17 protein-coding genes are annotated in these 19,234 nt (G+C 69.8%); 6 read left to right on the plus strand and 11 right to left on the minus strand.

Going from position 1 to position 19,234, the window contains the following annotated elements; all coding sequences use genetic code 11:
• Nucleotides 1-18: 18 nt before the first annotated feature.
• The 5 genes from ACE3N6_RS16195 to ACE3N6_RS16215 form a co-directional block, all read right to left on the minus strand.
• The gene (locus tag ACE3N6_RS16195) at nt 19-1,464 is read right to left on the minus strand and encodes an efflux transporter outer membrane subunit (RefSeq protein WP_374246826.1); all 1,446 of its coding nucleotides are present in this window, start codon (nt 1,462-1,464) and stop codon (nt 19-21) included.
• Between the two features lie 223 nt (nt 1,465-1,687).
• Nucleotides 1,688-1,963, minus strand: coding sequence for an HU family DNA-binding protein (locus tag ACE3N6_RS16200; protein WP_374246827.1), 276 nt, complete (start codon nt 1,961-1,963; stop codon nt 1,688-1,690).
• A gap of 191 nt (nt 1,964-2,154) precedes the next feature.
• Nucleotides 2,155-3,531, minus strand: coding sequence for a DNA repair protein RadA (gene radA, locus ACE3N6_RS16205; protein WP_374246828.1), 1,377 nt, complete (start codon nt 3,529-3,531; stop codon nt 2,155-2,157).
• Nucleotides 3,531-4,625 (minus strand): alanine racemase, encoded by a 1,095-nt coding sequence (gene alr, locus ACE3N6_RS16210; RefSeq protein ID WP_374246830.1) that lies wholly within the window; start codon nt 4,623-4,625, stop codon nt 3,531-3,533. Before alr ends, radA begins: the two co-directional genes overlap by 1 nt.
• Nucleotides 4,625-5,536: a LysR family transcriptional regulator gene (locus ACE3N6_RS16215; RefSeq protein WP_374246831.1), complete on the minus strand. Its 912-nt coding sequence runs from the start codon at nt 5,534-5,536 to the stop codon at nt 4,625-4,627. The genes alr and ACE3N6_RS16215 overlap by 1 nt, the downstream gene beginning before the upstream one ends.
• Nucleotides 5,537-5,662: 126 nt before the next feature.
• Between ACE3N6_RS16215 and lplT the strand changes: the two genes are divergently transcribed.
• Nucleotides 5,663-6,928, plus strand: coding sequence for a lysophospholipid transporter LplT (gene lplT, locus ACE3N6_RS16220; RefSeq protein ID WP_374246832.1), 1,266 nt, complete (start codon nt 5,663-5,665; stop codon nt 6,926-6,928).
• A gap of 27 nt (nt 6,929-6,955) precedes the next feature.
• Here the strand turns inward: lplT and ACE3N6_RS16225 are convergent, their stop codons facing one another.
• From ACE3N6_RS16225 to ACE3N6_RS16235, 3 genes are read right to left on the minus strand one after another with little or no spacing between them, the layout of a single operon-like run.
• Nucleotides 6,956-7,588 (minus strand): response regulator, encoded by a 633-nt coding sequence (locus ACE3N6_RS16225; RefSeq protein WP_374246833.1) that lies wholly within the window; start codon nt 7,586-7,588, stop codon nt 6,956-6,958.
• Nucleotides 7,588-8,088 carry a hypothetical protein gene (locus ACE3N6_RS16230; protein ID WP_374246834.1) on the minus strand — a complete coding sequence of 167 codons (501 nt, stop codon included), beginning with the start codon at nt 8,086-8,088 and terminating at the stop codon, nt 7,588-7,590. The genes ACE3N6_RS16225 and ACE3N6_RS16230 overlap by 1 nt, the downstream gene beginning before the upstream one ends.
• Nucleotides 8,089-8,134: 46 nt before the next feature.
• Nucleotides 8,135-10,642, minus strand: a complete 2,508-nt coding sequence (locus ACE3N6_RS16235) for a TonB-dependent receptor (RefSeq protein ID WP_374246835.1) — start codon at nt 10,640-10,642, stop codon at nt 8,135-8,137.
• A gap of 143 nt (nt 10,643-10,785) precedes the next feature.
• Here ACE3N6_RS16235 and ACE3N6_RS16240 point away from each other — a divergent pair, with 143 nt between their 5' ends.
• Nucleotides 10,786-11,340, plus strand: coding sequence for a hypothetical protein (locus ACE3N6_RS16240; protein WP_374246836.1), 555 nt, complete (start codon nt 10,786-10,788; stop codon nt 11,338-11,340).
• Between the two features lie 20 nt (nt 11,341-11,360).
• Here the strand turns inward: ACE3N6_RS16240 and ACE3N6_RS16245 are convergent, their stop codons facing one another.
• Nucleotides 11,361-11,846, minus strand: a complete 486-nt coding sequence (locus ACE3N6_RS16245) for a Fur family transcriptional regulator (RefSeq protein ID WP_374246837.1) — start codon at nt 11,844-11,846, stop codon at nt 11,361-11,363.
• Nucleotides 11,847-12,164: 318 nt separating this feature from the next.
• Here ACE3N6_RS16245 and ACE3N6_RS16250 point away from each other — a divergent pair, with 318 nt between their 5' ends.
• The 4 genes from ACE3N6_RS16250 to ACE3N6_RS16265 all read left to right on the plus strand — a co-directional run bounded on the left by ACE3N6_RS16250 (nt 12,165) and on the right by ACE3N6_RS16265 (nt 15,016).
• The gene (locus tag ACE3N6_RS16250; protein WP_374246838.1) at nt 12,165-12,812 is read left to right on the plus strand and encodes a DUF1826 domain-containing protein; all 648 of its coding nucleotides are present in this window, start codon (nt 12,165-12,167) and stop codon (nt 12,810-12,812) included.
• A gap of 310 nt (nt 12,813-13,122) precedes the next feature.
• Nucleotides 13,123-13,860, plus strand: coding sequence for an energy transducer TonB (locus tag ACE3N6_RS16255; RefSeq protein WP_374246839.1), 738 nt, complete (start codon nt 13,123-13,125; stop codon nt 13,858-13,860).
• 11 nt (nt 13,861-13,871) lie between these two features.
• Entirely contained in the window at nt 13,872-14,597 is a 726-nt protein-coding gene (locus tag ACE3N6_RS16260; protein ID WP_374246840.1) for a MotA/TolQ/ExbB proton channel family protein, read from the plus strand.
• Nucleotides 14,597-15,016, plus strand: coding sequence for an ExbD/TolR family protein (locus ACE3N6_RS16265; protein WP_374246841.1), 420 nt, complete (start codon nt 14,597-14,599; stop codon nt 15,014-15,016). The genes ACE3N6_RS16260 and ACE3N6_RS16265 overlap by 1 nt, the downstream gene beginning before the upstream one ends.
• Before the next feature lie 87 nt (nt 15,017-15,103).
• On the opposite strand, the gene ACE3N6_RS16270 is transcribed toward ACE3N6_RS16265, so the two are convergent.
• A complete protein-coding gene (locus ACE3N6_RS16270; RefSeq protein WP_374246843.1) occupies nt 15,104-16,669 on the minus strand; it encodes a diguanylate cyclase in 1,566 nt (521 codons plus the stop codon).
• Nucleotides 16,666-19,234 (minus strand): tandem-95 repeat protein (locus ACE3N6_RS16275; RefSeq protein ID WP_374246844.1); only part of this gene is annotated, 2,569 nt, incomplete at its 5' end. The genes ACE3N6_RS16275 and ACE3N6_RS16270, both read right to left, overlap by 4 nt.

Raw genomic sequence — 19,234 nt, forward strand, 5'->3', positions numbered from 1 at the left:
GCGTGTTGTCTGCCTGCTTCATCGCGCTGCCTTGCCTTCCGGCCCGCCGGCGTCGGCAGCCTGCCAGCCACCGCCCAGAGCCTTGTAAAGTTGAATCAGATTGGTTCGCATTGCTGCCTCGGCCAGGGCCAGGTTGTCCTCGGCGGAAAGCCGGGTGCGCTCGGTCTCCAGCACCTTCTGGAAATCCGCCAGCCCGGCCCGATACAGCTTGTGCGCCAGGGACGCCGCCTCCCGCGCCGCATCGGCCGCGCCCTGTCGGGCCTCGACCCGCTCCCGGCCCGCGGCATACGCCGCGAGCGCGTTCTCGACCTCCTCCAGCGCCCCCAGCACCGCCGCCTCGTAGGCAGCCAGCGCCTCTTCCTGCACAGCGCTCTGGATATCCACCGCGCTCTTCAGCCGGCCGGCGTCGAACACCGTGCCGGCCAGCGACGCGCTCGCCGACCGGGCCAGGCTGCCCGCGCCCCCCAGCCCGCCGAAGCTGTAGGCCTGCCAGCCAAAGCTCGCCCCCAGGTTGAGGCTGGGGAAACGCTGGGCCTCCTTCTGGCCGACCCGCGCCGTCTCTGCCGCCAGGTTGCGCTCGGCGACGATCAGGTCGGGCCGCTGGCGCAGCACGTCGGCGGGAATGCCGGCGGCCACGCTGGCAGGCAGCGGCAGCTGGCTCCCGGCCCCCGCCAGCGCATCGGCCAGGCCCCCCGGCGGCTGGCCAAGCAGCACCGCCAGCCGGTTGCCCGCCGCCGCCAGGCTCACCTCCAGGTCGGGGATGGTGGCGCGGGTCTGCTCGCGGCTGGTGCGGGCCTGGGCCACATCGGTGGCCGACGCCAGCCCGGCCCGATTGCGCCACGTCACGATCTGCAGGGTTTCGCTCTGCGCGGTCAGGTTATCCCGCGCTATCGCCAGCCGCTGCTGGTAGAGGCGCAGCTCCACGTAGTTCCGGGCCACCTCCGCAGCGAGGGAGACGCGCACGTTGGCCAGGCTGGCAGCGCTGGCCTCCAGCGCCGCCGACGCCGCCTCGACCCCTCGCCGGGTGGCGCCAAACAGGTCCACCTCCCAGCTCGCGTCGAAGCCTGCGTCCCAGGTGGTGCGCGGCGGCACCGTGCTGACGCCCGTGGCGGCCCGACTGCGGCTCGCGCCGCCGGAGGCGGTGAGGCTCGGGAAGCGTCCGCCGACCGCCTGGGTCCGCGCCGCGCGGGCCTGCCGCAGGCGCGCCTCGGCCTGCCGCAGATCGAGGCTGCCCACCAGCGCAGCATCGACGAGCGCAGCGAGCTGCGGGTCGTCGAACTGCCGCCACCAGCGGCCCAGGTCCACCGGCTCGGCAGCGGCGGTTGGCGGCTGGGTCCAGCCCGCGGGCAGGCTCAGGGACGGCGGCATGTAATCCGGCCCCACCGCGGGAAACAGCCCGGCGCAACCGCCCAGCAGCCCGACCGCCAGCAGCGGCACTACGATTCGACAAGAGAAAGCGGGCATGCGCGGCCTTTGAACTCCGGACGCAAGCCCGGCCTGAAAGCGGAAATGACTGCGACCGACTATACCGAAGCGGCGGGTTAAGTTCGGTTAAGCGGCGAAAAGCCCGGAAAAGGGCAAGCGCGGCCGGGAGCAAACCCTGGCCGGCGGCGACGCAGCACAAAAAAAGGCGACCCGTCAGGTCGCCTTTCGATGCATCACTCCCCACGCGGGGAATGGCGGGAATTCACTTGTTCACAGCGTCTTTCAGCTTGGAGCCGGCAGAGAACTTGGGCTGCTTGGAAGCAGCGATCTGGATCTCGGCACCGGTCTGCGGATTGCGACCGACACGGGCGGCACGCTCGCCGACGGCGAAAGTACCGAAACCGACCAGCGTCACGCTCTCACCTTTGCCCAGCGCTTCGGTGATGATCTCCATGACACCGTCCACTGCACGGCCGGCATCGGCCTTGGTCAGACCACTCTTGCCAGCCAGCGCTTCGATCAATTCAGTCTTGTTCATAGCTCTTAGTGTGTTGATGAAAGAAATGGGTGGATGTATGAAACGGCAGAAGCCCCAACAGGTGACGCCACGTGCCCGAATCGCACCACACCACCCGCAGGGCGCTAGCTTACATCGCTCTTTTCAAACTGTGGCACGAATATCTAGGTTTTCCGTGGTTTTCGAGGTTATTGCGCCGCGAAAGGCATAAATCAGCCGTTCGACAGCTCGCGCACCCGCTCCAGCGCCTGCTCGATCCGGTCCACCGCCACCACCCGCATGCCGGGAATGTCGTGCTTGGGCGCGTTGGCCTTGGGCACCAGCGCTACCGTGAAACCGAGCTTGGCGGATTCCTTCAGGCGCTCCTGGCCCCGCGGCGCCGGACGGATCTCGCCGGCCAGACCCACTTCGCCGAACACCACCAGCTCCCGCGGCAGCGGCCGGTTGGTGAGGGATGAGACGATGGCCAGCAGCACCGCCAGATCGGCCGCCGGCTCGGCGATTTTCACCCCGCCCACCGCATTTACGAACACGTCCTGATCGAAGCACACCACGCCCGCGTGCCGGTGCAGCACCGCCAGCAGCATGGCCAGCCGGTTCTGCTCCAGGCCCACCGACAGGCGGCGCGGGCTCGGGCTGTGGGCCGAATCCACCAGCGCCTGGATCTCCACCAGCAGCGGCCGCGTGCCCTCCTGGGTGACCAGCACGCAGGAGCCCGGCACCTGCTGGCCGTGCTGGGAGAGGAAGATCGCCGACGGGTTGCTGACGCCCTTCAGGCCCTTCTCGGTCATCGCGAAGACGCCCAGCTCGTTGACCGCGCCGAAGCGGTTCTTGAACGCCCGCACCAGGCGGAAGCTGGAGTGGGTGTCGCCCTCGAAGTACAGCACCGTATCGACGATGTGCTCCAGCACCCGCGGGCCGGCCAGCGCGCCGTCCTTGGTCACATGGCCGACCATGATGAGCGTGGTGCCGCCCTGCTTGGCGAAGCGGGTGAGCTGGGCCGCGCATTCGCGCACCTGGGCCACCGAGCCCGGGGCCGAACCCAGGGTTTCGGAGTAGACGGTCTGGATCGAATCCACCACTGCCACATCGGGCTTCACCTCGCGCAGGGTGGCGAGGATGCGCTCGAGGTTGATCTCGGGCAGCAGCTGCAGGGTGCGCGCCTCGAGCTGCAGCCGCGCGGCGCGGAGCGCCACCTGCTCGGCGGATTCCTCGCCGCTCACGTAGAGCGCCTTGAGGTGGCCGGAGAGCAGCGCCAGGGCCTGCAGCAGCAGGGTGGACTTGCCGATGCCCGGGTCGCCGCCGATCAGCACCACGCCGCCGGGCACCAGCCCGCCGCCCAGCACCCGGTCGAACTCCTCGATGCCGGTGGGCACGCGGGCGGATTCGCGGGGCTGCACGTCGGCCAGGGTCTGCAGCCGGCCGGAGTCGCCGGCCAGGGCGGCGAAGCGCTTGGCCGCCGGCGCCTCGGGCTCGACCACCGACTCGACGAGGGTGTTCCAGGCCTTGCAGTGGGGGCATTGGCCCTGCCAGCGGGGCGACTTGCCGCCGCACTCGCCGCAGACGTACTCGGTCTTGAGCTTGGCCATCAGGCGGCCCCGTCAGGCGCGGGGCGAACGCTCACCGGCACGCGGGGCGCCAGGGCGCAGAAGAGTTCATAGCTGATGGTGCCGGCGGCGGTGGCCACCTCGTCGGCGGGCAGGCCGTCGCCCCACAGGGTGACCGGCGAGCCGACCCCGGCGTCTTCGAGGTGCGACAGATCGCAGGCCAGCATGTCCATCGACACCCGGCCGAGGGTGCGGGTGCGGCGTCCGCCCACCAGGATCGGGGTGCCGGTGGGGGCGTGGCGTGGGTAGCCGTCGGCGTAGCCGCAGGCCACCACGCCGACGCGGGTCGGGCCGCTGGCCTCGAAGGTGCCGCCGTAGCCCACCCGCTCGCCGGCGGCGATCTCCTGCACCCCGATGATCTCGCTGGTGAGGGTCATCACCGGGCGCAGGCCAAGCTCGTCGGCGCTGTGCAGGTCGGGCATCGGCGAGGCGCCGTAGAGCATGATGCCCGGCCGCGCGATCTGCCCGGCGGCCTCGGGAAAGCGCAGCAGTGCGGCCGAGTTGGCGAGGCTCACCGGCAGGTCGAGGCCGGCGGCGATAGCCTTGAAGGTGGCGAGCTGGGCGCCGATGCCCACCTCGTCGTCGGCGCGGGCGAAGTGGGTCATCAGGGTGATGCCGCGCACCCAGGGCATCGCCCGCAGGCGGGCCAGCGCCGCGCCGAAGCGGTCGGCGGTGAAGCCCAGGCGGTTCATGCCGGAGTTGATCTTGAGGAGCACGTCGATGGCGCCGTCGGGCCGGGCGCGCTCCAGCATCGCCAGCTGGGCTTCGCTGTGGATCGCCGGGGTGAGGCCGAGGGCCAGGATGTCGGCCAGGTCGGCGGGCTCGAAGAAGCCCTCCAGCAGGGCGATGGGCGCGGTGACGCCGGCCGCGCGGAGCTGGCGGGCTTCGGCCAGATCGAGCAGCGCGAAGCCGTCGGCAACCGGGGCCAGGGCGCGGATCGCCCGGTCGAGGCCGTGGCCGTAGGCGTTGGCCTTGACCACCGCAAAAGCGCGGGCGGTGCCGGCGCGATGCTTCGAGACGAGGTAGTTGTGACGCAGGGCCTCCAGGTCGATGGAGGCGCGGATCGGACGGGGCATCAGTATCTTTCGGACGCGAGGCGGGGGATCTCTTCCGCCACGTAATCGGCGAAGGTGTTCACCAGCCGGGAGCGGAACTTGTCTTTGAGCAGGATGACTTCGAGGGGCGTGTACAAGGGCGGGTCGAGGGGCACGGCGGCGAGCTGGCCATCCTTGAGCTCCCGGCCGATGGCCGCGCGGGACGCCACCGCCACGCCCAACCCGGCCGCCGCCAGATGCTTGACCGCCGAAAGGCTGCCAAGTTCGGCCGTCACGTTGAGGTCCTCGAAGGCGACGTTGGCGTCGGTGAGGAACTGGTCGACCAGATCGCGGATGCCGTTGCCGGGCTCGCGGTGGATCAGCGGCTGGCTGGCGAGCTGTTCGGCGCGCACCGCCTTCTCGGCCGCAAGCGGATGGCCGGGGGCGCAGATCACGTGGAGTTCGTCCTGCCCCAGATGGCGGCGCTCCAGGGTGGGCTGGTCGGTGACGATCTCGATCAGGCCCACGTCGAGGCTACGGTCCATCACCCGCCCCTCGACGGTCTGGGAGTTGCCCACCGCCACCCGCGGCACCACCCGTGGGTAGCGGCGCTTGAAGCCTTCGAGCAGGCAGGGCAGCCAGTACGCGGCGATGGTGGTGCTGGTGCCCAGGTGGAGCACCCCGGAGAGTTCGTCGGTGAGTTCGCCCACCCGGGCTTCGAGCTCCTCGGACAAACCAAGGATGCGCTCGGCGTAGGCCATCACCAGCTCGCCTGCGGCGGTGAGGGTGACCCGCCCGTGGCCGCGGTCGAACAGGCGGGTGTTGAACTGCTCTTCCAGTTGCTTGATCTGAAAGGTGACCGCCGGCTGGGTCATGAAGAGGGCCTCGGCGGCGCGGGTGAAGGACCCATGTCGGGCGACGGCATGAAAAACCTGGAGGCGACGATCGGCCATGGCTGATAAACCCCGTTTATGGTAAGCGCTATTGGAGCACAACATTGACGGCGTCGCCATAAGTCATCACGACCTTCGTGGTATAAAGCGCGGTCCGTCAAATTCACCGAGCCTCCGTCGCCCGCGATGCCCTTCGGTTTCTACATGATCATGGCGGCGCAGTTCTTCTCTGCGCTGGCCGACAATGCCCTGCTCATCGCCTCCATCTACGTGCTCCGCGAGATGGCAGCTCCGCAGGAATACGAACCCCTCCTCAAGCTGTTCTTCACCCTCTCCTACGTGCTGCTGGCAGCCTTCGTGGGGGCCTTTGCCGACTCGATGCCCAAGTGGCGGGTGATGCTCATCAGCAACGGGATCAAGATCTTCGGCTGCTCGCTGATGTTTGCCGGGCTGCATCCGCTGGCCGCCTACGCGGTGGTCGGGCTGGGGGCGGCGGCCTACTCGCCGGCCAAGTACGGCATCCTCACCGAGTACCTGCCGCCTCGCCTGCTGGTGGTGGCCAACGGCTGGATCGAGGGCCTCACGGTGGGCGCGATCATCCTCGGCACCCTGGTGGGCGGCATGCTCATCAAGCCCAATTTCTCCCAGGCGCTCCTCGGCTTCGATTTCCCGCTGATCGACACCGGCGTCGACACCGTGCCCGAGATGGCCCTCAGCATCGTGGGCATCCTGTATCTGGCGGCGGCGCTGTTCAACCTCAAGGTGCCCGACACCGGGGTGGATCACAAGGTGCTCAAGAAGAACCCGGCCTACCTCATCCACGACTTCAACCACTGCCTGCGCCTGCTGTGGCGGGACAAGCTGGGGCAGATCTCCCTGGCCACCACCACCCTCTTCTGGGGTGCCGGCGCAACGCTGCAGTTCATCGTGATCAAGTGGGCCGAGCAGGCCCTGCACCTCGATCTGTCCAAGGCCTCGATGCTCCAGGGCGTGGTGGCGGTGGGCGTGGCGGTGGGCGCGGCGCTGGCGGCCAAGCTGGTGACCATGCGCGCCTCGGTGAAGGTGATCCCCCTGGGCATCGCGATGGGCATCATCGTAAACGTGATGATCTTCGTCACCGACATGGGCGTGGCGATGGCGTTGATGGTGCTGATCGGCGGGCTGTCCGGCTTCTTCGTGGTGCCGATGAACGCGCTGCTCCAGCACCGCGGCCACATCCTGATGGGCGCGGGCCACTCCATCGCGGTGCAGAACTTCAACGAGAACCTGTCGATCCTGGTGATGACCGGGCTGTACGCCCTGCTGATCCGCCTCAACTTCTCGATCGACACGGTGGTGGTGGCCTTCGGCCTGTTCGTGGCGGGCACCATGTACCTCGTCAAACGCCGCCACGAGGCCAACCAGCGCGAGTTCGACGCCGTGGCCACCCTCGACGAGAGCCTCCACCACTGACCCCGCGGCCGTGGCCGGCAGGCGGGTTTACTCGCTGCCGTCCAGCAGGCCGTGGGCCTCGGCGTGGCGGTACATCTCCAGCACGCTGGCCAGCCCGGTCTTCTGGCGGATGGCGGTCTGGTAGTTGGCCACCGTCTTGGCGCTGAGGAAGAGCCTGGCGGCGATCTGCTCCACGGTGCGCCCCGCCGCCAGCAGGCGGAAGATCTCGAATTCCCGCGGCGACAGCTCGACATGCGCAGCGCCGGCGTTTACCCGGGCCGCGGCCACGTCGTCCGACAGCGGCCGCTCGCCGCGGGCCACCCGGCGCACCGCGTCGATCAGCAGATCGGGCTCGCTGCTCTTGGTGAGGTAGCCGTCGGCGCCGGCCTTGAGGGCCTGGTCGACGATGGCCGGATTGTCGTGCATCGAGAACACCAGCACCCGGGGCGCCCCGTCCCGGGCCTTGACCCGGGCCAGGGTTTCCAGCCCGCCGCGGCCGGGCATCGACAGATCGAGCACCAGCACGTCGGCCCGGTGGGCGGCAAACCAGGCGCAGGCGGAATCGCTGTCGCCGAAATCCGCCACCACCTCCATATCCTCTTCCAGCTCCAGCAGGCGCCGGTAGCCGGTGCGCACCACCGCGTGATCGTCGGCCAGCACGACGCGCAGCCTGGCCGCCATCACGCCACCTCCGCGCCCAGGGGCAGGCGGGCGGTGAGTTGCAGGCCGACGCCGTTGTCGGCCGACCAGCACAGATGCGTCGACTTCCGATCATCGATAAGCACAGATACGCGCAGCGCGGGGCCGCCTGCGGATAGCGCAAGGGCCTGGGTGCTGAGCTGGCAAAGGGTTTCAAGCATGGTTCGGGGCAGCCGTAAGGCGGACGGATCGACGAGGAGGATGGGCGGCGCGACGACGCCGGCCACATCCTGCCAGTTTTCCAGCGCCGCGTGGAGCATCGGCTGCACCAGGGGCTGTGGATCGGTCGATTCGGCCGGGAGCCGGTGCTGGAGCACCCGCAGCCGGCGGTCGATGGCGGCGCCCTGGGCCTGCACGTCGCGGGCGGCGGCCTGAAGATCCGCCTGGCCGCCGCTCTTGCGCAGCAGGAAGGCGGCGTTGGCGCGCAGCGCCGTGAGCGCCTGCCCGATCTCTTCGTACAAGCCGGCCAGACCGCTGCTCATGGGCCGGCCCTCCGGTCACCGCCGGATAGCAACCGGGCGGCGGCGCTCACAGACTGTAGCGCAGGCCGACCCAGAAGGTCCGCGGCGCACCCGGCGCGTAGAAGGTGGAGCCGACCAGCGGATACTCGCCCCCCACCGGCGCGAACGGCCGGGCCACGAAGCCGCCCGACGAGGAGAAGGCGGTGGAGCCAAGCTGGGCCCCGGTGCTGTATTCCCGGTCGAAGAGGTTGTTGATCTGGCCGAAGAGCTGCATGCCCCGGGCCACGTCGTAGCGGGCGCCCAGGTTGGTCACCGCGTAGCCGCCGGAGCGGCCCGAGCCCAGGTAGTAGGTGCCGTCGGCCGCGTGGCGGTTGTTCTCGTTGCCGCGGGCGTAGCTGCCCGAGACGGCGATGAGGTCGGCGGTGAGCGCGAAGCTGGGGGTCACCTTCCAGTCGGCGGAGGTCTTGAGCACGTGGCGGGGAATCAGCGGGATGCGATCGCCCGGGCGGATGTCGATGGTGCCTTCCAGGCCGGCCCCTTCGCTGTTGGTGCTGTTGCCGGCGCCGCCGACGATCTCGGCGCTGCGGTAGGTGGCGTCCAGCAGGGTGTAGTTGAGGGCCAGGCTGACCGGGCCGACAAGCGTGCTGGCGCCGGCCTCGACGCCCTGGCGGCGGGTCTTGCCGAAGTTCTTGAAGTAGCCGTAGCCCAGCGCGTCGTCGGCCACGAAGAGGATGTCGTCCTGGTTCTCGGCGCGGAACAGGCCAAGGTTCCAGCGGGTCCTGGAATCGACCGCGCCGCGCAGGCCGAATTCCCAGGTCTTGGTGACCACCTGTTTGAGCGGCGGATCGCCGGCCATGGCGTTGGGCAGCTTGCAGGGGTTGTCCGGGTTGGCGCAGCCCAGCTCGATGGCGGTGGGGGTGCGGCTGCCCTCGCTGTAGCCGGCGTAGGCGCTCCAGGCTTTCGACGGGGTGTAGGTGATGCCGGCGGCCGGGTTGAAGCGGCTGAAGCTGTGGTTGCCGTCCAGCGAATCGGCACCGCCGCCCGGATTGAGCAGGTCGCGGTTCTTGACCTGGGTGCGGTTGTAGCGGCCCGACAGGGTGGCGTGCCAGCGCTCGGTGATCGACAGGGTGTCGGTGGCGAAGAGGCTCCAGGTGCGGGTGCGGCCGTTGAGATTGACCCGCGAGTCGAGGGCCGTCTCGCCGGCGCCGGCGTTCTGGCTGCCGTCGGCCCAGGCGTCCACCGGGGTCACGCTGCGGTCCGGGTTGAGGTAGCCGTACTGGCCGCTCTGCTGGAAGTTGAGGTTGCTGTGGTCGTAGGCGGCGCCGGCGATGAAGAGGTTCCTGCGCCCGTCGAAGCTGCCGCTGTGGCTCACCTGCCCGGACAGGCCGAAGTTCTCCTGGTCGGTGCGGGTGCGGTTGATGAGGCCGGTGCACTTCTCGTTGGGCTCGTCGGCCAGGATCGCATTGGCGATGCAGCGCCAGTAGGGGAAAGGCGTGTTCGAGGCGTTGGCGCCACTGGTGGGGAAGCCGCTGTAGCCGGCCCCGGTAAGCGCGGCCCGCTCGGCGGCGCTGGGCTGGTACACCGACTGGTCGAGGGCACCCTCGTTCACGTCGCCGTTGGTGGTGGCGGTGTTGATCTTGCGGTAGTAAACGTTGCCCGACAGCATCAGCGCGTCACTCAGGCTGTGGCGGCCGGTGAGGTTGAGGAACAGCGAGCGGTTCCGGGTGATGTCCGGCTGGGTGTAGATGCTGCTGTAGTCCTGGGCGAGGAGCCGGCTCTCCTGCAGGCCGTTGCCGTTGAGCTTGTTGTCGGCGTAGGCGATGGAGAGGTCGAGGTCGGTGCGGGCGTCCTGCCAGCCCAGCTTGCCGAAGAGCTGGCGCACGTCCGACGGCGAGTTGGTGCGCCAGCCGCTGTCCCGATAGAGGTTGCCGGCGAAGAACCACTCCAGCCCGTTGTCGTCGTTGAAGCCGCCGTGGGTGAACTCCAGCGAGCGGCGGCTGTTGCTGCCGGTCGTCAGCTGCACCGTCGAGCCCGGGTGGGTGCGGCCTTCCTTGGTCTGCAGCGCCAGCGCGCCGCCCAGGGTGTTGAGGCCGAACAGCGGGTTGGAGCCCGGCATCAGGTTCATCGAGGCGATCGCCGCCTTGGGGATCAGATCCCAGCTCACCACGTCGCCGAAAGGCTGGTTGATGCGCACGCCGTCGAAGTACACCGACAGGCCCTGGGGCGTGCCCAGCAGCGGCGAGGCGGTGTAGCCCCGGTAGTTCACGTCCATCTGGAAGGCGTTGCCCTGGGTCTCGTTCACGTGCACGCCGGAGAGGCGGCGGTTCATGTAGGCCGAGACGTCGCTCACCCCGCTGGCGTCAAGCTCCCGCGCGGTGACGGTCTGCACCGGGGCGGCGATCAGCGGCAGCGGCAGGTCGAGGCCCGGCAGTGGGGTCTGGCCGACCACCGTGACTTCGGGCGTGACGACGGTCGCCGGCTCGGCGGCCGCGCCCGCAGCAAGGGGAAAACCGGCGGCGATGGCGAGCGCCAGGGGCGTGAGGGCGGGGAATCGGGATGCGGCGGGGCGAAGCATGGGTGGAAGTCTCCGTTATCGGTGTTTTCCGCCAGCGTACGCACGCGCCGCTGCCCGCACCATGGGAGAAGTTCCCGCGCTATCCCGCCGCCACGCCGGGCCGGTATCATCGGCACCCTTTCCTCTTCCGGCCTCACCCTGCCATGACCGACACCCCCACCGTCCTCGCCCGCCGCGACATTGCCGATTCGCTCCTGATGGAGGGCCGCTTCGACGAGGCGCTGGTCATCCTCACCGACGAGATCCTGCCCCACTTCGCCGAAACCGGCGACACCCGCGAGAAGGCCATCACCCAGGGCCGCATCGCCGACGTGCTGTTCGCCCAGGGCCAGCTCGACGAGGCCATGGCCCTGCAGGCCGAACGGCTGCCGGCGGTCACCGAAATGGGCGACGACGAGGGCCTCGCCCATGTGTTGTTCTCGATGGCCCACATCCGCCTCGCCCGGGGCGAGCACGAGAGCGGCAACCTGCAGCAGATCTACGAGGAACTCGCCCAGGCTTTCCAGCTCAGCTGCCAGCACGGCCAGCCCGACGCCATCGGCGGCATCGGGCTGCTGCTGGTGCAGGTGCTAGCCATGGGCGGCCTGCGCGACGACGCCCTGGACACCCTGAACGTGGTCGAGGACGCCTTCACCACCCTGCGCGACACCGACAGCCTCGCCCGCGTGCGCGACCTGCGCGGCATGCTCGAAGGCTGAGCATCGACGCCACGCGGGCGTCAGCCCTGGGCCAGCGCCCGGCATCTGGGGCAGATCGCCCCGATCTCCACCTCCTGGCTTTCAAGCCGATGCCCGGCCGCCACCAGGCTCGCCGACAGGGCGCGGATCGCCGCCTCGTCCTGTAGCTCCGTCACTCCGTTACAGCGGGGACAGACGAGGAACAAGGCGGCCATCTGCGCCTGGTGGCACTGCTGGCTGCAGGCCACGAAGAGGTTCATCCGCCCGATCTTGTGGGCCAGCCCCTGTTCGATCAGGAAATCCAGCGCCCGATACACCGTCGGCGGCGACGCGCCGGGCTTGTCGGCCTTGATCCGCTCCAGCAGATCGTAAGCCTTCAAGCCACCGGGGTGGCGGAGCAGCATCGCCAGCACCATCCGGCGGATCGGCGTGAGGCTCGCCCCGCGCGCCCGACAACCTGCCTCCGCCCGGTCCAGGGCGGCGGCTTCATCGACGGCGGTCTCAACAGTGGTATGGGTCGTATTCATCGACGGCGCTTGGTATCGTATTTGCAATGTTATAACATTGCATTTTGAGCAGTCTGGGCAAACGCTTCCGATGTTAACCCGTCTCGAGCGCACTTCGAAGCGCCGTTGCGTGCCACCTGCGGCACCCCCCCCTCAATCTCGCGAGCCCACCGGGGCCTGGACGCTGCATTCCCCCGGCCGCAGGAAGCCCTCTTCCCGAGCCCGCCAGCGACGGGCATCGCCCGCATCGAGCCTCGTGGCGCCAGCCCAGCCCGCAACCTGCCCAGGGGGCGCGACGCATCCGCCACACCCCCGCAGCTTCACCCGAAGCCCCCAGCCATGAATGCACGCCACACCCCTGCCGACCGCCACACGATCTATAGCCCGGCGCCGGCCGCGCTCATCGACATCTTCGAGCCCGAGGTCCAGCTCGCCATCTGGCAGCGCCCGGCCGATCCGGCCATCGCCGCCTACCTCGACACCAACCGTCACCAGTTGGGTAGCGGCATGCGCACCCGCCTGGCCCTTGGCGAGCAGCCCGATCTCTCCGACCTGCCTGCCGGCGCCGGCCGCGACGCCCTCGCACGCGACATGGCCCGGCTCGCCGAACTGCTGGGCGACCTCCTCGACTGCCCGCAGATCGCACTCCGCCTCGAGGTCATCACCGGGGCCATGTGCCCCCGCCTCCATGTGGACCGGGTCGGCATCCGCCTGCTGTGCACCTATCGCGGCCCGGGCACCGAATGGATCGCCGATGCCGGTGCGGACCGCAGCAAACTGGGCAGCGGCTCGGGCGGACTGCCCGATACGCACTCCGGCCTGTTTGGGCCGGACACCCGTGTCGAAACCATCCCGGCCTTCGCCGTCGCCCTCCTCAAGGGCAGCCTGTGGCAAGGCAACGGCGCGCGGGGCGTGATCCACCGCTCGCCGGCCGTCGTCCCCCACGATCGGCCGCGGGTGATCCTCGCCCTCGACGGGATCTGGTAGTCCCCGCGCCGGCATGGCGCGACGACCAAGGCCGACGCTCGCCGGTCAAGCATCCACCCGCGGCCTCGTGGCGTCGCCCTGCGCCGTTGCGGGTGCCGACCCACCGGTCATCGCCAGCACGCCGATGACCTGCATGCCGACGTGTGCGGCGCAGCATCTTGACGCGCGATGGCACCATCAATAAAATAGCAATCATTCTCATTTGCAACTACAGCACCAGCATGCTGCGACGTTGCAAGACCCAGCCAGCCAGCGCCACCCCTCAGGCCATGACGCAAGCCAGCCAGGAACCATCCGACTGGAGATCGACATGACTGCCGCCCCGCTGGCGTCGCCGCCGGCCGACCCGCCTGCCCACCTCGGCCTGCCCCATCCGCAGGCGCCCTCCACCCTGCGCCGCAACGGCGCAGGCGTTGGCGTGGCGGTGCTCCTGCACGGCGCGCTGCTGGCAGGGCTCACCATCGCCGTCGGCCCGCTCCAGCCACCGCTCACGCCGCCCCAGGCCACCATCGCGGTGAGCCTGGCGACGCCGGAAGCCCCCGCGCCCAAGCCCGCGCCCCAACCCCGGCCGCAGGTGCAACCGAAGGCCCCCACGCCCACCCCAAGAACGCCGCAGACGCCCGCCCCCCAGGCGCGCGCCACCGACAAGCCGGCGATCGCCGCGGCGCCGGTGGCCAGCAACACCGCCGAGACCAGCGCCGCCCCCGCGCCTACCGCGCCACCGACCCCAACCGCACCGGCCGCCCCGGTGGCCGTGGCGCCGCCGCGTTTCGACGCGGCCTACCTCTCCAACCCCCTGCCGCCCTACCCCAGCGCCGCCAAGCGCATGGGCGAGGAAGGCCGCGTGCTGCTGCGCGTGCAGGTGGGCGCAGACGGCAGGCCCACCGACGTCACCGTCGTCAAGAGCTGCGGTTTCCCGCGGCTCGACGAAAGCGCCCGCGACACCGTGCTGCGCAGCTGGCGCTTCGTGCCCGCCCGCCAGGGCGACCAGCCGGTGGCCGGCGCGGTCAAGGTGCCCATCGACTTCACTTTAACTTCCGCCTCCTGAAAGGAACCTCCATGAACGAATCCACCTTCAGCCTGGCCCATATCTGGGCTCAGGGCGACGGCGTCGCCCACGCCGTGGCCGCGATGCTGGTCCTCATGTCGCTGGCGTCCTGGTCGGTGATCCTCGTCAAGGCCTGGCAACTCATCGCCCTGCGTCGCATGAGCGCGGGCGCCAAGGCCTTCTGGCACGCCACCAGCTTCGAGGCCGGCATGGCCGCCCTCGCCCCCCGCGCCGCCGACAACCCCTTCCACGATCTGGCCCACCGCGGCACCGAGGCGGTGAGCCACCACGCCCACCACCGGGACGAGCTGCACGGCGTGCTGGGCCTGAACGACTGGGTCACCAGCACCCTGCGCCAGTCCATCGACGACACCACCGGCCGCCTCCAGTCCGGCCTGTCGATCCTCGCCTCGGTGGGCAGCACCGCGCCCTTCGTCGGGCTGTTCGGCACGGTGTGGGGCATCTACCACGCGCTGGTGGGCATCGGCGCCGCCGGTCAGGCCACGCTCGATCAGGTCGCCGGCCCGGTGGGCGAATCCCTGGTGATGACCGCCGGCGGGCTGGCGGTGGCGATCCCGGCGGTACTGGGCTACAACGCCCTGGTGCGCGGCAACAAGGAGATCCTGGCGCGGCTCAAGCACTTCGCCCACGACCTTCACGCCTACCTCGTCACCGGCGGCCGGGTGCGCAAGGCCAGCGCCAGCCTGCACCCGCTGCCCGCCCGCAAGGAGGCATGATGAGCTTCGGAACCAGCGATTTCGACGACGACGGCGAGGTGATGTCGGAGATCAACATGACGCCCCTGGTGGACGTGATGCTGGTGCTGCTCATCATCTTCATCATCACCGTGCCAGTCATCAACCACGCGGTGAAGCTGGAGTTGCCCAAGGCCAGCAGCCAGCCGGAGCAGATCAAGCCCGAGAAGGTTCAGGTGTCGATCAAGGCCGACGGCAGCCTGAGCTGGAACGGCGAGAGCGTTGCCGCCGACGCCCTGGAGCCGCAGCTCGCTGCCGCCGCGCGCCGCGAGCCCCAGCCGGAGATCCACCTGCAGGTGGACCGCCAGACCCAATACGACCACGTGGCCCAGCTGCTCTCCGCCGCCAGCCGCCACGGCCTGGCCAAGGTGGCCTTCGTGACCGACCCTGGCGGCAAGTAGCCCCCGCCAGGATGAAACAATCGGGGCTGGATTGTTGCGATTGTTGCAACAATCCAGCCCCGGGCTACGTTGACGCCGGCGCCAGCGTCAGTGGTGCGCCATCTCCGGCACAGCGGCGTCCGCGCCCACCGAGCGCTCGCCGGCCCACAGCGACACCCGGTTGCGGCCGTTCTGCTTGGATTCGTAGAGCGCGTTGTCGGCCTGGTCGATGAGTTCGGCCGGGTCTTTCGCCCCGTTGCGGATCGACGCCACACCGAAGCTGGAGGTGATCCGGATGCCGGGGATCTCCCGCACCGCGGCGCCCGCGTTGCTCTCGATGGCCAGCCGCAGGCGCTCGGCCACCTCCACGGCTTGGGCGGCGGTGGCGCCGGGCAGCATGATGCAGAACTCCTCGCCACCGTAGCGGCACAGCATGTCCACCTCGCGCAGGTCGGTGCCCAGGCACTTGGCCACCGACTTGATGACCTGATCGCCCACCGCGTGACCGTAGCGGTCGTTGAAAGATTTGAAGTGGTCGATGTCGCTCATGATGCAGCACACCTCCTCGCCCTCCACCTTCAGCTGCGCGTAGAGCGGGTCGGCCGCGCCGAAGAAGGCCCGGCGGTTGAGGCAGCCAGTCATCGGGTCGCGGGTGGCGAGGCGGTGGAGTTCCTCGTTCTGGCGGCGGATCTCCTCCTTCGATGCCTCCAGATCCACCAGCGTCCCGAGCAGCTGGTCGTTGATCCGGTGCAGCATGGTCACGTCCGAGAAGTTGACCAGGCAGCCGCGCAGCCGGCCGTGGCCGTCCAGGATCGGCGAGCAGCCGACGATGGCGCGCAGGGGTTCTTCTTCGCCCGGGCGGGCCACCTCGAGGGTCTGGTCCCCCGCGTTGCTGCGGGTCTCCATCGCCGTCACCCACGGGTAGGGGTGCTCCGGCGTGGCGTGGAAACCCTCCACCAGCCAGGTGAGTTCGGTCACCGCGCGGCCGGTCATGTCCTCGTGGGCTTCCGGGTGAAGCTGGCGGAAGGCCTTGTTGGCCAGCACCACGCGGCCCTGCTTGTCGAGCACCAGCACGCCTTCAGCCAGGGTGTCGAAGGCGGTGCGCACCCGGTCGGGAATCGCCTTGGCCGGATCGAGGTATTCCAGCACCCGGCGCAGGTAGAGGTAGAAGGCCAGAAACCCGCCGACGGTGATGGCGAGCATCGCCACCAGGGTGGGATAGGTGAGCCACTCGCCCAGGGTTTCGGGCAGCACCGGCTTGAAGACCAGCTCCACCTCGCCCCAGGGTTTGTCCTCGGCGTACACCGGCACGCGCACCTGGGTCAGGGTGGATGAGCCGTCTTCCGGCGGGTGCCACCGGGTGCCGTGGTCGCCGGCCGCCGCGACGATCAGCCCGCCCTGCTGGCGAACGGCCAGGGATAGCGCGTCGGGGTTGCGCTCGATCACGCTGTCGAGGGTGCTCTGGAGCGTCTTCACGTCGCCGGTCTGGAGCAGCGTGGCGGCCTGCACCGCCAGGCTCTCGCTGATCTGCTGGCGCACCTGGCGGGCCAGCGCGGTGCGGTCGGGGATCAGGCCGAACACCAGATCGGCAGCCGTCAGCAGCGTGACCAGCAGCGCCACCAGCCCCAGCGAGATGCGGGCCACCGGGTTGAGGGAGGGAAGGTGCAGCTTCACCCGCGGGCTCCCCCGCCGTCCTGCTCGCCGAACACATCGGCGGCCGCTTCTTCGTCCCGTGCCATCTCGTCATCCATCAGTTCGCCCCAGTCGTCCTCTTCCTCGTCTTGCGGGCCCAGCACCGGCAGCGGGTCGAGGCTGCGCCAGGCCGGCGCGGCCATCAGCAGGCTGGCCACCAACCCGCCGGCCCGGGTGGCCCACCAGACAGCCCCCACCGAGAGGGCAACGCCGGAAAGCTCGACGGCGTTGAGCACTACCCGCACGTCGGCGTAGGCGTCGTCGCCCAGCGGCGGCACCTTGGTCTTCTCGATGGCGGCCTGACGCGCAGCGGCGGAGCCGGTGCCGCTCTGGTGAAGGTCGGCGGTGCCGAGCATGAACTCCATCAGCGGCTTGTCCAGCGCCGCACCGAGGGTCAGGGTGACCGGCCCGGTGCGGAGCTTGACGAGGTTGTTTTCGGCCGCAAACCGCCGTACATGAGCCTCACCTTCAGCGCCTGCCGTGTGGGCTGCGATGGGCTTGTCCGCTTCGGCCAGCAGCGTTCCGCCGGAACCAGCCCCGCTGCCGCCTGCGGTCGTCCCGCCAGGGGCCGGCGGCACGGTCGTCGCGGGGATCGTCGGGGTGGCGGGGGTGGTCGCGGCCGGCTTGATCGACGGCACCGGGGGCGTGACGACGGGGGGCTCGACCGGCTGGGTCGGGCCCGAGCCACCGGTGCCGCTGCCGCCGGGTGCGGGCGGCATCAGCACGCCGGTGCCGGAGTAGGACACGCTGGCCGCCATCGGGGCGCCGTCGGCCAGCCCGTCGGTGGGGTGCAGGGTGATCTGGGGCAGGTCGACGATGCTGGCGTGAACGAACACCACCTGCCCGGCGGCAAGCTGGGTGTAGCTGAACTGGCCCACCGCCACGCCGGGCGCGGAGGCGAGCTCGAAGTGGCCGTGGCTGACGGCATCCACCACGAAGCGCAGATCGCCCGCCGCCGAATCCACATCCGCGGCCGTCACCGCGCCGGCGGCGAGGACGGTGCTGCTGCCCTGCACGATCTGCAGATCGGCGCTGCGCATGGCGGGGGCGTCGTTGACCGGCCGCACGGTGAGGCTGACGGCAACCGCCGCGCTGGCGGCGCTCCCGTCGCTGCTGCGGTAGGTGAAGCTGTCGGTGCCGTACCAGTCGGCATCCGGGGTGTAAACGAAGCTGCCGTCCGCCGCGAGGCGCAGGCTGCCATGGGCCGGGCCCCCGACCAGCAAAGCGGACAGCGGGTCGCCATCGACGTCGACGTCGTTGGCCAGCACGCCGGGGCCGACAACCGCGAGCGGGGTGTCCTCGTCGAGGGTGTAGCCCTCGCTACCCGCCACCGGGGCGTCGTTGACCGGGCTGACGTCGATGTGCAGCCGGTGGGTGCCGGCCTCGGTATCCACCCCGCCATCGAAAGTGCCGCCATCGTCCCGCACACGGAACGCCAGGCTGGCGTAGGCCGCGCCGTTCTCGTCGGGGAGCGCCGCAAAGCGCAGACGGCCGGCGGCGATGTCGGCCGCCGCAATCCACTGCCCGTCCGCCACCGCAACGCCGTCGAGGCTGAGGCTGCCGCGCGTCGGCGCAGCAAGCACCTGCACCGCCGCCAGGCCATTGGGGGGGCTATCCAGCGGATCGGCAAAACCGAAATCGGCCAACGCGAAAACATGGGTCGCGTCCTCGGCCACTGCCACGCGTCCATCGCGGCCCTGAGGCATCTCGTTGCGGTTCACCACCGCAACCGTCAGCGCAACCGTTGCGGTCCGGCCGCCGTCGCTCACCTGGACGGTGACGTTGTAGACGTTGTCGGCGCCGGCGTCGGTGGGCGACTCGTAGTCGGGGGCAGCGATGAAGCTCAGCGCGCCGGTGGCGCTGTTGATGGAGAACTTGGCCGCATCGGCGCCGCCGACGATGCTGTAGCTGAGGGTTTGCGCCGGCAGGTCGGCGTCGGTGGCCGTCACGGTGAGGACGGCCGTGGTGTTCTCGGCGACGTTCGCCGTGGCGCTGCTGGTGATCGTCGGGGTGTTGTCGTTCACCGGCGTCACCGTGACGGCGATGGTCTGGGTGCTGGTGAGGCTGCCGTCGCTGACCTGGACGGTGACGTTGTAAACGTTGTCGGCGCCAGCGTCGGTGGGGGCTTCGTAGTTGGGTGCGGCGGCGAAGACGAGGGCGCCGGTGCTGGCGTTGATGGAGAACTTCGCCGCATCCGCGCCGCCGACGATGCTGTAGCTGAGGGTCTGAGCCGGCAGGTCGGCATCCGTGGCGGTGACGGTCAGCACCGCGGTGGTGTTCTCGGTGACGTTGGCGGTGGCGCTGCTGGTGATCGCGGGGGTGTTGTCGTTGACCGGCGTCACCGTGACGGCGATGGCCTGGGTGCTGGTGAGGCTGCCGTCGCTCACCTGCACCGTGACGTTGTAAACGTTGTCGGCGCCGGCGTCAGTGGGGGCTTCGTAGTCCGGGGCAGTGACAAAGCTCAGGGCGCCAGTGCTGCTGTTGATCGAGAACTTGGCCGCGTCGGCACCGCCGACGATGCTGTAGCTGAGGGTCTGAGCCGGCAGG

This window comes from Zoogloea sp. (assembly GCF_041904905.1).
GTDB lineage: Bacteria > Pseudomonadota > Gammaproteobacteria > Burkholderiales > Rhodocyclaceae > Zoogloea.